A 14,856-nucleotide genomic window follows, 5' to 3' on the forward strand; every position below is an offset into this window, starting at 1 on the left:
TCCGAACCATAGGGAGGAACCGACGATATGTTGGAGCTGCTGGGGGTTCCGCCCCAGGTCCTGTTCGGTCAGCTCCTGCTGGGGCTGATCAACGGGTCCTTCTACGCCCTGCTGAGCCTCGGGCTGGCCGTCATCTTCGGCATGCTCAACGTCATCAACTTCGCGCACGGCGCCCAGTACATGCTGGGCGCTTTCGCGGCGTGGATGCTGCTGAAGTTCGCCGGGGTCAACTACTGGGTGGCCCTGGTGCTGGCCCCGGTGCTGGTCGGCCTGCTCGGCGTCGTGCTGGAGAAGCTGATGCTCAGCCGGCTCTACAAGCTCGACCACCTCTACGGCCTGCTGCTCACCTTCGGCCTCGCCCTGATCATCGAGGGCATGTTCCGCCACTGGTACGGCGTCTCCGGCCAGCCCTACCCGATCCCCCAGGCGCTGGCCGGCGGCCACAACCTCGGCTTCATGTTCCTGCCGACATACCGCGGCTGGGTCGTCGCCGTCTCGCTGGTGGTCTGCTTCGGCACCTGGTTCATGATCGAGCGGACCCGCCTGGGAGCATACCTGCGCGCCGCCACCGAGAACCCGGTGCTGGTCCAGGCCTTCGGCATCAACGTCCCGGTCATGATCACCGCGACATACGGCTTCGGCGTGGCGCTCGCCGGCCTGGCCGGCGTGCTCGCGGCGCCGATCTATCAGGTCAACCCGCTGATGGGCTCGCACCTGATCATCGTCGTCTTCGCCGTCGTCGTGATCGGCGGCATGGGCTCGATCCTGGGCGCCGTGCTGACCGGCTTCATGCTCGGCATCCTGGAAGGCTTCACCAAGGTGTTCTACCCCGAGGCCTCCAACATCGTGATCTTCGTCGTGATGGCCGTGGTGCTGCTGATCAAGCCGGCCGGTCTGTTCGGACGGGAGAAGTAAGCCATGGCAACCCATTCCCAAACCGCTCCCTCCCGGGCCGAAGCCCCGCGGGCCGGCCAGGGCTCGCCCGCGCTGAAATGGGCGGCGCTGGCGGCGCTGCTGGTGGTGGCGCTGGTCGCCCCGTTCCAGCTCTACCCGGTGTTCCTGGCCAAGGCGCTGTGCTTCGCGCTGTTCGCCTGCGCCTTCAACCTGCTGATCGGCTATGTCGGGCTGCTGTCGTTCGGGCACGCGGCGTTCTTCGGCTCGGCCGCCTACGTGACCGCCCACGCGGTCAAGGTGTGGGGCCTGACGCCGGAGCTGGGCATCCTGCTCGGCGTCGCGGTGGCGGCGCTGTTCGGCCTGGGGTTCGGCTTCCTGGCGATCCGGCGGCAGGGGATCTATTTCGCGATGGTGACGCTGGCGCTGTCGCAGATGGTGTTCTTCCTGGCGCTCCAGCTGCCGTTCACCGGCGGCGAGGACGGCATCCAGGCGGTGCCGCGGGGCTACCTGTTCGGGGTGATCGACCTGGGCGACAACCTGGCCATGTACTACTTCGTGCTGGCGGTGTTCCTGGCCGGCTTCCTGCTGATCTACCGGACCATCCACTCGCCCTTCGGGCAGGTGCTGAAGGCGATCCGGGAGAACGAGCCGCGGGCGGTGTCGCTGGGCTACAAGGTGGACCAGTACAAGCTGGCGGCCTTCGTGATGTCGGCGGCGCTGGCCGGCCTCGCCGGCGGGACCAAGGCGATCGTGTTCCAGTTGGCGTCGCTGACCGACATCACGTGGCAGATGTCGGGCGAGGTGGTGCTGATGACGCTGCTGGGCGGGCTGGGCACCATCTTCGGCCCGGTGGTCGGCGCCTTCCTGGTGGTCACCCTGCAGAACTACCTGGCCGGCACGCAGCTCCCGGTGACGGTGGTGACCGGCGTCATCTTCGTCGTCTGCGTCCTGCTGTTCCGCCGCGGCATCGTCGGCGAGATCGGAGCCTTGCTCAAGGGCAGGGCGTGACTCTTCACCGGTTATGGCCATGGACGGCGGCTTTGGCCGCCGTCTTTGTTTTTATGGTCGTGTAATCAAGGGTTTGTTGTTCGTCACGACAAGCCCGCGACAAGACCACGCGAGGTTTTGTCCAGAATGGGCAGCTTCCACCTCTATCCAAAGGGCAGTTGCATTACGCCGATGTGACGACCAGATGCTTGGGTGCGCCGCACCTAAGATAAATATTAAATGCTGAATTTAACGACCTCACAGAAGTTTCATCCAAAATTACTTTGCTGCACCCGCGATATCGTGATATAGCGGCGCAACAAGCACAGTTAATAAAACGTTAACTCGCCGTCCGGCTCTGGTTCGGACGCGAAGCGATACCTGAGGAGTAGACGATGGCGACCGATAAGGACACCACCACTCGCACCGCCAAGGACGCTGGTGAGGAAACGGTGAAGACCACCCGTGCCGCCGCCGCGGAAGCCGCGGAGACCGGCAAGAAGGTTTCCCGCGAAGCTGCCGACACCGCCGAAAAGGGCGCGGAAGTCGCTCGGAAGACCGCCGAGCAGGGTGCCGAGACCGCGAAGCGCGGCATGGAAGCCGGCAGCGACGTCGCCGAGAAGGCCACGCAGACGGTTGCCCATGTCGCTGAGGACACCGCCGGTGCCGCCCGCCAGCTGACCGAGCAGTCGAACCAGCAGTTCGGCCGCGTCTTCAGCATGCAGGCCAAGGCTTCCGAAGAAGTCACCAAGCGGACCCAGCAGAACCTGGAAGTCATGATGCAGGCCGGCTCGGTCCTGGCCGACGGCTTCCAGTCGGTGATGCGCGAGTGGGTGAACTACACCCAGAGCGCGATGCAGCGCAACATCGACGGCGTGAACACCATCATGCGCGCCCGCACCGTGCAGGATCTGCTCGCAGCCCAGAGCGATCTCGTCAACGCCGAAGTCGAGCTTCTGCTGAACAGCAGCGTCAAGATCTCCGAAGTGACCGCCCGCGTCGCCAACGACGCCGCCCAGCGGATCAATGGGCAGGTCAAGCAGCAGGCCCGCAAGACCGCCTGATCCGGTTCCAACGACCGATCTTCGAGAGCGCCGCGGTCCCGACAAGGGGCCGCGGCGTTTTCGTTATCCGGAGACCGGCCTTACTCGGGGACCAGCCACTCGACCCTGGTGCCGCCGGCCTCCGCCCCCAGGGCCTTGTGAAGGGCGGGGAGCACCGTTTCCAGCGCCGTGTCCAGCTGCCAGGGGGGATTGACGACGATCATGCCGCATCCGTTCAGGCGTTTGTGGGTATCCTCCTCGTGGACGGTCAGTTCCGCGGCCAGGATCTTCCGGATGCCGGTCCGTTCGAGCGACTCCTGGAAGCGCCAGACCGCCGGCCGCTCCTTGATCGGATACCACAGGGCATAGATCCCGGTCGGCCACCGCCCATGGCCGAGCGCCAGCGCCGCGACCATCCTCTCGAACTCGTCCGGCGTCTCGAATGGCGGGTCGATCAGCACCATGCCGCGCCGCTCCTTCAGCGGCAGGTGGGCCTTCAGGGCATGGTAGCCGTCCATATGCTGGACGGAGGTGTTGCGGTCGCGCGCGAATTCCTGCCGCAGGGTCTCGACGTCCTCCGGATGCAGTTCGGCCAGCAGCAGGCGGTCGGAGGGCCGCATCAGCATCCGCGCCAGCCGCGGCGAGCCGGGATACCAGCGCAGCGGTTCGCCGGCCTCGTTGAGGTCGCGGATAGCGTCCAGGTAGGGCGCCAGCTCGTCGGGAAGCCCGTCCGCGCCAGCCATGATCCTGGAGATCCCGCCGAGGTGCTCCCCGGTCCGGATCGCCTGGGTCGAGCCGAGATCGTAGCGGCCGATGCCGGCATGGGTGTCCAGGACGCCATAGGGCGCCGGCTTGAGTCCGAGCCGGCTCAGGATCATGGCGACGACGGCATGCTTCATGACATCGGTGAAGCTGCCGGCATGGTAGATGTGGCGGTAGTTCATGGCCGGATCATGTAGCGCCTGAACCCGCGCCAAACCAGCCCCGCGGCGGAGACCACCGCCAAGCTGGGCGATTGCCGGTCAGCCCTGGGCCGCGACCTGGGAGCGGCGGAAGGCCCTGCGGGTATCCGGAGCGATCGCGGGGTCGCCCTGGCGGGCGCACCGGGCGCCTTCCAGAAGGGCGGCGCTGTTCAGGTCCAGGCTTTCCAGGTGCTGGTGGATCTTGCAGGTATAGTCCCGCTGCTGGGAGCGGCTGCCGCCGTTATAGCGGGCCACCGCGACGTTCCAGCTGCCGGAGTCGGCCCGAAGGCGCTTCAGGTAGCGGGCGGCGTACCAGACATTGGCGGACGGGTCCAGGATGCGCTCGACCGGGCGGAAGTTGGCCCGGTGATGCTGGACGGAGAGCTGCATGCATCCGACCGTCGCATTCGGCCGGACGCGGCCCTGGCTGTCCAGCAGATGGCTCCGGGCCTCGTCAGCCGTCTCCGAATAGATCGCCTTGCCGTTGATGTTCATCGCGAAGGGCTGGGGGCGGCCATCCTGGCCGCTTTCCACCAGCGCGATGGACAACAGAAGGCCGCGGGGGATGCCGAGTTCCTGCTCGGCTTCGAGGACATGTTCGGTGCAACTTGCCGCTTGCGCAGATCCGACGGGGGTGAAGCCAAGTCCGATCGCCGTCAAGGCGAAGAGACCCATGCACCGGATGCTTGATCGCCGGCCAAGTGCCCGCATTGCTCTGATCCCCCTTGTCGCACCAGCTTGCGCGCTGGCACCGTGCGCACGCACGGATTTAACCACCGGCCGCCGATACCGGTACGGCGACCGCCTCCTCGCTTGAGTTCCAGATGCCACACCCGGCATCCGTAAGGATGTTTCCCAGATATTCTTCCGACCGTCAACTCCTATGTAACTCGAACCCGTTACACGGGAGAAACCGATCAGCTTCTTTTGAAGACGGTATCGACCAAAATAGAGGTAATGAAAAACCAATATTGACCCTTCGGTCGGCATCTGCCATATCCCTTTGGCTATATGGCGGCAGCCTTTCACAGGTCCCTCAATCTTGACTGATCAGCTTCTCCGGCCGGCGGATGGCGATACGGCCGACCTCGCCGATCCCGCAATTCCCTTGAATCCCGCCGAGTTCGCCCTTGTATCGGGCTATGCCCTGCGCGACGCCGGCGACAATGCCGCCGCCGAAGCGGCCTTCCGGCAAGCCGTCGAGGCTGATCCCGGGTGCGGTGAAGCATCGGGTGCCTTGGCACAACTTCTGGCTGATGGCGAGCACTGGGAAGAGGCCGCGGACGGGTTCCGCGTCGCCTTGTCGCAGGAGCCCTGGCGGATGGAATGGCGGACCGGTCTGTCCGACATGCTGGTCCGGTGCGGCAAAGCGGGGGAAGCCATCGTCCTGTGGCAGGACCTGCTGGAGCGACGGCCCGACAGCGCCTCCGGACACCGCGCCCTGGCCCGGCTCCGGATCGGTGCGGGGCAGCCGCTGGAAGCGATCGATCATTTCCGGGAAGCGCTCTTCCTGGATGCCGGAGACATCGAGACCGCAGTCGAACTGGCGGACGCCCTGGTGACGTCCGGCGACCCGCTGGCCGCGGTGGAGACCCTTCAGCCCGTCCTGCGCCGGCGGCACGACCACGCGGCCGGCCAGTTCGTGCTGGGCCGCGCCTGGCTGGAGTTGGGCGAGCGCTCGAAGGCGCTGGGGGCGCTCCGGGCCTGCCTTGACGCCGCTCCCGCCGATTCCCACGGCGCCGAGGCCCTGATCCGCCGGATCGAAGGCGATGCGACCGAAACCATGTCGCAGGCCTATGTCCGCGCCCTGTTCGACCGATATGCCGAGCGGTTCGACGAGGATCTGACCATCCGCCTGAAGTACCAGGCGCCCCAGACCCTGCGGGCGGCGGTCGACCAGGTGCTCGGCGCGGGTGCCGCCGGCCTCCGCGTGCTGGATGTCGGATGCGGCACGGGGCTGGCCGGCGTCGCCTTCCGACCGCTGGCCGCGCGGCTGCACGGGTCCGACCTGGCGCCCCGCATGGTGAAGAAGGCGGCCAGCCGCGGCGTCTACGACGACCTGGAGGTCGGAGAGATGACCGCGGTGATGGCGCGGAACCCGGGAGCCTGGGATCTCGTCGTCGCGGCCGACGTGCTCGTCTATGTGGGCGACCTCGCGGAGGTCATGGCCGCCGCCGCCCTGGCCCTGAAGCCCGGCGGCCTGTTCTGCGCGACGACGGAGCGCTGCGACGGAGACGGCTTCGCGCTCGGCCCGGCGCGCCGCTTCGCCCACAGTCCGGCCTATGTCCGCCGCATGGCCGCCGAGGCGGGCCTGGAGATGGTCGTGCTGGAGGAGGCGGTGCCGCGCTGGGAGAAGGGCCAGCCGGTCCCCGGCCTCGCGATGGTCGCCCGGTTGCCGGCCTAGACGACCCGCATCAGCGGTTCCTTCTCGCCCTCGACCTGCCAATGGGCATTCAGGCGTCCGGCCTCGTCGAAGTGGAGGGCCAGCCAGTTCCGCGCCCTGATGTAGCGGCGGCCGGTCTCGGGAAAGGGCACCATCTCCAGCGTCGTGCCGTCGGCGATGGTCTCCGTCCCGCGGCTGAGCCGTTCCAGGATTTCCGCATACATCCGGGACGGCGCGGGATGGACGATCCCGGAGGAGGTCAGCTGCCACAGGTCGAAGCCGGGGCCGTGGATCACCCCGCAGGCTCCCAGATGTATTTCACCGGAGACCACGGTGATCCGCATGTTCCGGGCTCTCGCCACGTCCCCCAGCAGGCGGACGAGACGGATATACTCCTTCTCGTGGACATAGCTGCGCCACTGGTCGCGCAGGTCGTCCTCCATCGAGGCCTGCGCCGGCAGGAAGTTGATCAGCTTCTCGACGGCGTGCAGGTTCGCGAAGATCATCGGCACGCTCGACATCAGGAGCAGGTGGCTGCATCCGTCGAACCGGTCCAGCCAGCCGGGCAGGGCATCCCAGGTCGCCTCGGACATCACGCGCGCCTGGGTCCGTTCGGTCCGCAGGTCCGGCGCGAAGATCCCCAGGTCGCCGATGCGGAACCCCTGGGTGAAGGTGCCCAGTTCGCCGCCCCACACGCAGTCCGGCGGGTCTTCGGGGGCGCAGCCGACCTGGAACAGGGCGAAGCTTCGGCGCGCGGCCTCGTAGACTCCCTGGAACACGGGACAGGTCCGCCGGTCGTCGGGATGGGATCCCCAGCCGTCGAAGATGTCGTGGTCGTCCCACATCATGACCGACGGGACGGTGGACAGAAGGGCGGCCGCTTCGGCCTGGCTCCACTGGCGGCAATAGAGGTCGAAATAGAAATTTCCGGCCTCCTCCGACATGGCGGACGTGAACGGGGCCGACAATTGCTCGCGCGACGGAAGGGAACTCCACTGCCGCAGGGCGGGGCAGTCGTCCCAGACCGCGTCGGCGTAGAGCTGGTCGCCGCCGTGCAGGAGCAGGTGGAAGGGACGGGCGCGATGCTGGGCGTTCAGGTGTCCCCAGCGCGCGTTGCGCGGCAGGTCCTGCTGGCTGAACACCGATTCGTCCTCGGTCCCGTTGCAGGCGGTGTAGGCGATCCGCGGCTTGCCGGACAGGCCGGGAACCGTCATGTACCAGCGGTCGCCGCCGCGGAAGCCATAACCGACGCGGGTGTCGTCCGCTGTGCGCGGGACCGCGAATTCCCAACGCCAGACATGGCGCTGGCCAAGCGATGCGACGTGGCGGGGCGGCACCGGAAGCATCACGCCGTCGACCGCCATGTCCGGCGGTTCGGCCGCGCCGGTCAGGACGAAAAGGGCGGAAACCCGCCAACGCTCGCCCTGCAGGCCCCGGAAATGCAGGACGGGTCCGATCAGTTCTCGACGTTCTTTCTTCTTCGGCGGCAACGGCATTCAAAGGCGCCCGATTATCCTGGAAGTTCGACCGAGGAACATGAACGCCCCGTCCCGATCTGGGTTCCTTTTGCGCCTTGAAGATTTGAACCGGATCACCGGGACCGGCGGGTCAGGTTCCTTCCGACCTGCGCCGGCGGAGAATATCGAGCATACGCTCGGGTACCGGTTCATTGAGAACGCCGTCATAGATCCGGTGAAGCTCCTGAACGTGCTGGCGATACTGCTGGAGCAGGGCGGCGGCTTCGATGTCGGTCTTGATCACCAACTCCACCTCCCGTTTCTCCTCGTCGCTCAGCGCGCCATCAAGATAGGCATTGATATCGCTCATGGTCAGTCGCTTCATTGGTATGCATCCCGGCGCTACTAGGGGCGGTTCACCCCGCAACGGGAAAAACCGAAGCAGGCGGTCTCCTGATGGACTATGAGCACTATCGAGGCCGTCAAGCACTTCCATGCCATTTACGCTAAACCACCCGGTATCCGCAATGGCGTTCGCGGACCGCGACCTCCCGGTATGCATGAAGAAGCGGCTGAACCGGCTACAATCGTGGCGTCGGGACCTAAACAAATTTCCCCTCTCCTTGTTCCGGCGGGAGATGCCCGGAGAAGTCCTGTTCCGGGCACTCCCGTCCGGCGTTCGGCAGGAGCCGCAGCGCGTGCGGGCAGCCTCCCCGTCAGGCTGCCATAAGGGTGTTCAGCCGCTCGCGCGCCCGGCACAGGCGAGACCGGATCGTGCCGATGGAGACGTTCAGCTTCTCCGCCGCTTCCTGGTAGGGACGGCCCTCGATCGCGACAAGCCGCACGACCTTCCGCTGGCACGGCGTCAGGCTGTCGAAGGCGCGGTCGACGTCGCGGAACACCAGGCGGGAGAGCTGGGACGGCTCGACCGACATGGCATGGTCCCACAGCTCGACCTTGGTGACGTGCTTGTCGCGCTGCAGGTTGTTGAAGTGAAGGTTCTTCAGCATGGTCGTCAGCCATGCCTGCATATTGGTACCGGGTTCGAAGCGATGGGACCGCGACAGGGCGCGCGCCAGACAATCCTGGGTCAGGTCTTCGGCGCTCGAAGCGTCGCGGGTCAGCTTACAGGCATAGCGCTGCAGGTTGGGAATGCAGTTGACTAGTTCCATGTCGAACGAGTAAGCCATAGTACGCTCCAATGGTCTCTGTTCTGGGAGGGCGGCCCCGGGGTCTGGTGCTGCGCCCTCGAGCGGTCGGGAGTGGGTTTGGTCCTTGGCGGTCCGGACTGGCAGGTCCTGGAGCGCCCGGTGCCTCACCGGGTCTTGGTCGGCGGAGGTGAGCTTGTCCCGCGGTGCGGGCAAAGCTTCGCCCTGGAGTGCCGGTGGCAGCCGGCCCTCCCCGGATCCGGCGCAGATATCGGCGCCTTGGCGGACCCGGTCCTTCAACTTTACTTCATGAGCGGTCCATGCTGGTCACGGTCGGCTTGTCGATCCCTCGGCGCTGCGGAGCATGCCCGGTGGCTCCAGTTCCTGGCGCCGGCCCGGTTGCTCCGGTGTTGGTGCGATTTCAACGTGGGCCGTTTGCGAATGTTCCAACCGAGCCGAGCAAAGAAATTATAAGGGGAAGTGCAAATAAGCGGTATATCGATCAGCCGCGCCCGGCTTCACCGTTTGTCCGACCATCCAAACGTCTTATGAACTCGCGTATGATAATTTTATACAATTCATCTTTTAATCTGAGATCCTCCACGCCCGTATCAATGTTCGGATTGTCATTGATCTCGATGACGAAGATGCCGCGATCGTTCTGCTTCAGATCAACTCCGTAGAGACCGTTACCGATCAGGCCCGCCGCTTTTACCGCGATCTCGACGACGGCCTTCGGCGCCTCGTCCACCAGCATGGTCTTGAAGGAGCCCTGTTCGAAACGGCCGTCGCTGTTGTGCTTGACGATCTGCCAATGTTTCTTCGCCATCAAGTATTGGCAGACGAAGATCGGTTGCCGGTTCAGCACGCCGACCCGCCAGTCGAACTCCGTATACATGAACTCTTGGGCCAGGATGACGTCGGACTCTTCGAACAGCGTTGCGGCGGTAGCCTCCAATTCTCCCCGGTTCTGCACCTTATAGACCCCGCGCGAGAACGAGCCGTCCGGGATCTTCAGGACGATGGGGTAGGGGATGTCCTGCTCGATCGTCGCCACCTTCGCCTTGTCGACGATGATCGTCTTCGGCGCCGGCACCTTGTTGGCCCGAAGCAGTTCGGCCAGATAGACCTTGTTGGTGCATCGCAGGATCGAGTTGGGATCGTCGATCACCGCCATGCCCTCCTTCTCCGCCTTCTTGGCGAAGCGGTAGGTGTGGTCGTCCAGCGACGTGGTCTCGCGGATGAACAGCGCGTCATATTCCGCGAGGCGCAGATAGTCCTTCTTCTCGACCAGCTCGATGGCGATGCCCAGCGCCTCCCCGGCCTTGATGAATTTCTGCAGAGTCTTGGCGCTGCTGGGCGGCAGCTCGTCCTTGGGATCGTGCAGCATCGCCATGGTGTAGCGGGGCGGCGCCTTCTCCGTCGGCTCGCGCCAGGTCGCCTTGGTATAGGCGTCGAGCGAGGCGCGGAAATGGTCCTCCTGGTCGGGACGCAGGTCGTCCAGCGACAGGGGCTGGAGCGAATGGATGTGCCAGTCGTCCTTCAGGCGGATCTGGATCTTCAGCATGGGGCAGCGGAACACGTCGAAGGCGCGCCGGGTCACATCCTGGAACCGGCGGTCGTCGGCGCTGCCGAAGAAGCTGTAGAGCGTGAACGACGCCTCGGGCGGCTGGGCCATGCGCTTCAGCCGCCGGCGCAGCAGCTCCTCCAGCTCGGGCAGGGCGTAGCGGTAGATGCTCTTCTGGCTGAGGTCCAGGATGGTCTTGACCGACGGGATGATCTTCTGGGTCCGCGCCTCGGCGAGCAGCGAGCAGTAGTAGCCGGCGCCCAGGTAGCTGTAGGCCCGGCTGAGATTGACGATCTTCGGATTGCGCGTCCGGACCGCTTCGGGCCTGGCGATGTAGTCCTTGGTGGTGATGATCTCTAGGTCGGTGCGATCGAACTTGAAGGTGGAGGACCTGTCGACGATGATCAGATGGGACGACATTCAGTGTTGATCCTGCCGGGTTTGACCCCGGCCGGGTCCTTGCCGGCGGGGTCGTAGGACGACCATGGCCTTGAGCTGGGCCTTGCCGTAGCGGGCCATGCGCTCGAAGTCCTTCTTGAGGATGGGCATGTTGACGCGATCCGTGTCGCTGGTGTGCTTGGCTGTCTCGACCAGGGGATCGTGGACATAGAAGAACCGTTCGTCGCATCCCGCGACAACCACCCAATGCGGAAACTTCTCGTGGTAGATCCGGTAGGAACTGATCAGCACCACGGGGATCGCCCCCGACGCCACGAGATCGGTCAGTTCGGCGGCGCCGAAGCTCCGGTAGCTGACCGCTATGTCCGTTTCCGCGATGTCCTTCTGCATGTCCTCCTGGACGAGCCGGAGCACCTCCTTCTTTTCCTCGCTGCGCACGCTGTCCAGGAACAGCGCGCGGTCGTCGTTGAGGATCAGTTCCACGCCGAAGCCGCGCCGCCAGGCCGACAGGGCCAGGCCGTAGGGACCGCAGCCGCCATGTCCGGACGTCATGAAGATGGTGGTGGATTCCCGCCAGATCCTAAGCTCCAGCGCCCTGTTCAGGTCGAGCGAGGGATCGAGGGCCTTCATCGCCATCATCAGGGCCGACGGGCCACAGGTGAAATCCAAAGTTTGTTCATAATAGGGCACCCGGATGCCCCGCGGACCGGTGGCGTCGGTCAACCGCTTTTCCAGGCGCAACGCTTCCATATGGTCGGCGTAATAGTCGCGGTAGATGCCGAACTCCCGGTAACCCGCGCGGCGGTAGAGCTCGATCGCCGCCTCGTTGTCGCGCCGCACCTCCAGCCTGAGATAGACGCATTCGTGTTCCTTCGCCTCGCGCTCGGCTTCCGCCAGCAGCCTTTGGGCTACCCCTTGCCGCCGGAAATCCGGATCGACCGCGAACGAGTAGAGCCGTGCCAGCGAGGTGCCGGCGTTGAACAGCAGGAGCACGTAACCCGCGATGCGGCCGGACATCGGCGATTCCTCGCCGCCGGCTCCGACCCCATGGGTCTCGACCAGGCAGACGGCGTTACCGCGCTTGAGGAGGTAATTGAAGTTGCGTCGGGTGAGGCGATCCGACTCGAAGGAGCGGCATTCGACCTCCAAAAGCGCCCCGATATCCGAAACGGTAGCGCGTCTGATCGTATTTGCCGCCGCACTTCGGTGGATTACCTTGGTATGCGTGATATGGTCCAGCATCTTGCCCTACGGGATACGCGCCGGCATGGCCGGTGACGTCACATCCTACTCTCTCCACAGGTCCAGGGAAGATGCTGCGGAATGAACCGGGCGCCGAGATCCGGATAGCAATGCTTAGGAAGTCTTAACTAAAAAAGCGGTACACGGTTAATCATTCGCGTGGCACGAGGGGGCGCGCGATCCGATTCACGAAGTTTGCAGCAGAAAGTCGCGTATCCATGGACGCTCGCTACAATCCGCGGAACCTGGAACACCGGGGCCTGGACACCGAAGCCTTCAAGAGGTCCTTCCTCGAAGGCCTGGTTTACACGGTCGGCAAGGACAGCCGCTCGGCGACCCGCCGCGACTGGTTCACCACCTCGGCCTTCGCCGTGCGGGATCGCCTGGTCGACCGCTGGATGGAGACCACCCGGAACTACTACCAGGCCGATGCCAAGCGGGTATATTACCTTTCGCTGGAATTCCTCATCGGCCGCCTGATGACCAACAGCCTCGCCAACCTGGGCGTGATGCAGGCGGTCGGCGAGGCGCTGGACGGCCTGGGCATGCGCCTGGACGACATCGTCGACGTCGAACCCGACGCGGCCCTGGGCAACGGCGGCCTCGGACGGCTCGCCGCCTGCTTCCTCGACAGCATGGCGACCCTGGGACTTCCGGGCTACGGCTACGGCATCCGCTACGAGTTCGGCCTGTTCGAGCAGCGGTTCGAGCATGGCTGGCAGGTCGAGCATCCGGAGCACTGGCTGCAGTTCGGCAACCCGTGGGAATTTCCGCGTCCGGAAGTGCTCTATCCCGTGCAGTTCTACGGCCGGGTCGAGGAGACCCGGGACAGCATGGGCGAGCGCGCCTACAAGTGGGTCGACACCGAGCGCGTCCTGGCGATGGCGTTCGACACCCCGGTGGTCGGCTACGGCGGCAGGACCATCAACACGCTGCGGCTGTGGTCGGCCCGCGCGACCAGCGACTTCCATTTCGGCCACTTCAACGACGGCGACTATATGAAGGCCGTCGAACAGAAGATCCTGTCGGAGAACCTGAGCCGGGTGCTGTACCCGAACGACGCGACCGACGCCGGCCGCGAGCTTCGGTTCAAGCAGGAATATTTCTTCACGTCGGCCTCGCTCCAGGACATCCTGCGCCGCTACACCCAGCACCATAGCGGCTTCGACGAGCTGCCCGGCAAGGCGGCGATCCAGATCAACGACACGCACCCGGCCATCGGTATCGCCGAGCTGATGCGCCTGCTGGTCGACAAGCACGCGCTCAACTGGGACCATGCCTGGGACATCACCCAGCGCACCTTCTCCTACACGAACCACACCCTGCTGCCCGAAGCCCTGGAAGCCTGGCCGGTCCGGCTGATCGAGCGGGTGCTGCCGCGGCACATGCAGATCATCTACGAGATCAACGGCCGCTTCCTGCAGAAGGTGCAGGCGCGCAAGTCCGTGGACAGCGGGACGCTGGCCCGGGTGTCGCTGATCGACGAGAACGGCGACCGCCGCGTGCGCATGGGCAACCTGGCCTTCATCGGCAGCCACAAGGTCAACGGCGTCGCCGGCCTGCACACCGAGCTGATGAAGCAGACCGTGTTCGCCGACCTGCACCGGGAGTTTCCCGACCGGATCAACAACAAGACCAACGGCATCACGCCGCGCCGCTGGCTGCACCAGTCCAACAAGCCCTTGTCCAACCTGATCACCAGCCGGATCGGCAGCGGCTGGATCCGGAACCTGGAAGAGCTGGAGGCCCTGAAGCCGCGGGCCGAGGACGAGGTGTTCCGCGAGGAGTTCCGCCGGGCCAAGCGCCAGAACAAGAAGCGCCTGGCGGCGCTGATCGCGCGGGAGCTGAACGTCGAGGTGTCGGTCGACAGCATGTTCGACGTTCAGGTCAAGCGCATCCACGAGTACAAGCGCCAGCTCCTGAACGTGCTGCAGACGATCGCGCTGTACAACGACATGCGCGACAGCCAGACGGTCAACTGGGTGCCGGTGACCAAGATCTTCGCCGGCAAGGCGGCTCCGTCCTATCATATGGCGAAGCTGGTGCTGAAGCTGATCAACGACGTCGCCAAGGTGGTCAATCAGGATCCCGCCGTCCGGGGCCTGCTGAAGATCGCCCTGCTGCCGAACTACAACGTCACCCTGGCCGAGGTGATCATGCCGGCGGCCGACCTGTCGGAGCAGATCTCCACCGCGGGGATGGAGGCGTCGGGCACCGGCAACATGAAGCTGGCGCTGAACGGCGCCTTGACCATCGGCACGCTGGACGGCGCCAACGTCGAGATCCGCGAGGCCGTCGGTCCGGAGAACATCTTCATCTTCGGCCTGAACGCCGAGGAGGCCGGCTCGCTGCGCCACGGCAACTATAACCCGCGCGAGGTGATCGCGGCCAACCCGCCGCTCAAGCGGGCCCTGGACATGATCGCCAGCGGCGTCTTCTCGCCCGACGACCCGCACCGGTACCGTCCGCTGATCCAGTCCCTGACCGACGGCGGCGATCCGTTCCTGGTGACGGCCGACTTCCAGGCCTACCGCGAAGCCCACGAGGCCGTCGCGGACCTGTACCGAAACCCGGACCAGTGGACCCGCAAGGCGGTGATCAACACCGCGTCGATGGGCTGGTTCTCCAGCGACCGGACCATCGGCGAATACGCCCGGGACATCTGGGACGCCGTTCCCGTCCTGCCCCAGGAGTAAGGGACGTAGCAGCAGGGGCAGGGGAGGGGCTGTGGACCGCCCCTCCCCTGCCAGCTTGCCGCAGCCGCACATATCCTC

12 protein-coding genes are annotated in these 14,856 nt (G+C 65.3%); 5 read left to right on the forward strand and 7 right to left on the reverse strand.

The features are described from left to right. Positions 1-27: 27 nt before the first annotated feature. From JL100_RS09545 to JL100_RS09555, 3 genes are all read left to right on the forward strand, one after another. Complete coding sequence (locus tag JL100_RS09545) at positions 28-915, forward strand: branched-chain amino acid ABC transporter permease (protein ID WP_228421163.1); 888 nt, start codon at positions 28-30, stop codon at positions 913-915. A 3-nt stretch (positions 916-918) separates the two neighbouring features. Continuing rightward, the gene (locus JL100_RS09550; RefSeq protein WP_228421164.1) at positions 919-1,902 is read left to right on the forward strand and encodes a branched-chain amino acid ABC transporter permease; all 984 of its coding nucleotides are present in this window, start codon (positions 919-921) and stop codon (positions 1,900-1,902) included. Positions 1,903-2,276: 374 nt separating this feature from the next. Next, positions 2,277-2,945 carry a phasin family protein gene (locus tag JL100_RS09555; protein ID WP_202683675.1) on the forward strand — a complete coding sequence of 223 codons (669 nt, stop codon included), beginning with the start codon at positions 2,277-2,279 and terminating at the stop codon, positions 2,943-2,945. Positions 2,946-3,025: 80 nt separating this feature from the next. On the opposite strand, the gene JL100_RS09560 is transcribed toward JL100_RS09555, so the two are convergent. Both JL100_RS09560 and JL100_RS09565 read right to left on the reverse strand, forming a co-directional pair. Then, on the reverse strand, positions 3,026-3,868 hold the full coding sequence (locus tag JL100_RS09560; protein ID WP_202683674.1) for a 23S rRNA (adenine(2030)-N(6))-methyltransferase RlmJ: 843 nt from the start codon (positions 3,866-3,868) through the stop codon (positions 3,026-3,028). A gap of 78 nt (positions 3,869-3,946) precedes the next feature. After that, complete coding sequence (locus JL100_RS09565) at positions 3,947-4,561, reverse strand: transglycosylase SLT domain-containing protein (protein WP_202683673.1); 615 nt, start codon at positions 4,559-4,561, stop codon at positions 3,947-3,949. Positions 4,562-4,928: 367 nt separating this feature from the next. Here JL100_RS09565 and JL100_RS09570 point away from each other — a divergent pair, with 367 nt between their 5' ends. Continuing rightward, positions 4,929-6,290, forward strand: coding sequence for a tetratricopeptide repeat protein (locus tag JL100_RS09570; RefSeq protein ID WP_202683672.1), 1,362 nt, complete (start codon positions 4,929-4,931; stop codon positions 6,288-6,290). Here JL100_RS09570 and JL100_RS09575 read toward each other — a convergent pair. The 5 genes from JL100_RS09575 to JL100_RS09595 form a co-directional block, all read right to left on the reverse strand. Beyond that, positions 6,287-7,765 (reverse strand): alkaline phosphatase D family protein, encoded by a 1,479-nt coding sequence (locus JL100_RS09575; protein ID WP_202683671.1) that lies wholly within the window; start codon positions 7,763-7,765, stop codon positions 6,287-6,289. The two genes, JL100_RS09570 and JL100_RS09575, sit on opposite strands and share 4 nt — an antisense overlap. 112 nt (positions 7,766-7,877) lie before the next feature. Then, entirely contained in the window at positions 7,878-8,111 is a 234-nt protein-coding gene (locus tag JL100_RS09580) for an anti-sigma factor family protein (RefSeq protein ID WP_201071281.1), read from the reverse strand. A 331-nt stretch (positions 8,112-8,442) separates the two neighbouring features. Beyond that, complete coding sequence (locus tag JL100_RS09585; RefSeq protein WP_037456424.1) at positions 8,443-8,916, reverse strand: sigma-70 family RNA polymerase sigma factor; 474 nt, start codon at positions 8,914-8,916, stop codon at positions 8,443-8,445. 460 nt (positions 8,917-9,376) lie between these two features. Beyond that, positions 9,377-10,861 carry a RimK family protein gene (locus JL100_RS09590; RefSeq protein ID WP_202683670.1) on the reverse strand — a complete coding sequence of 495 codons (1,485 nt, stop codon included), beginning with the start codon at positions 10,859-10,861 and terminating at the stop codon, positions 9,377-9,379. Further along, complete coding sequence (locus JL100_RS09595) at positions 10,862-11,857, reverse strand: GNAT family N-acetyltransferase/peptidase C39 family protein (RefSeq protein ID WP_323378462.1); 996 nt, start codon at positions 11,855-11,857, stop codon at positions 10,862-10,864. A gap of 443 nt (positions 11,858-12,300) precedes the next feature. On the opposite strand from JL100_RS09595, the gene JL100_RS09600 reads away from it, so the two are divergent. Beyond that, positions 12,301-14,778: a glycogen/starch/alpha-glucan phosphorylase gene (locus tag JL100_RS09600; RefSeq protein WP_202683668.1), complete on the forward strand. Its 2,478-nt coding sequence runs from the start codon at positions 12,301-12,303 to the stop codon at positions 14,776-14,778. Positions 14,779-14,856 lie beyond the last annotated feature (78 nt).

This window comes from Skermanella mucosa, from assembly GCF_016765655.2.
Taxonomy (GTDB): Bacteria; Pseudomonadota; Alphaproteobacteria; order Azospirillales; family Azospirillaceae; genus Skermanella; species Skermanella mucosa.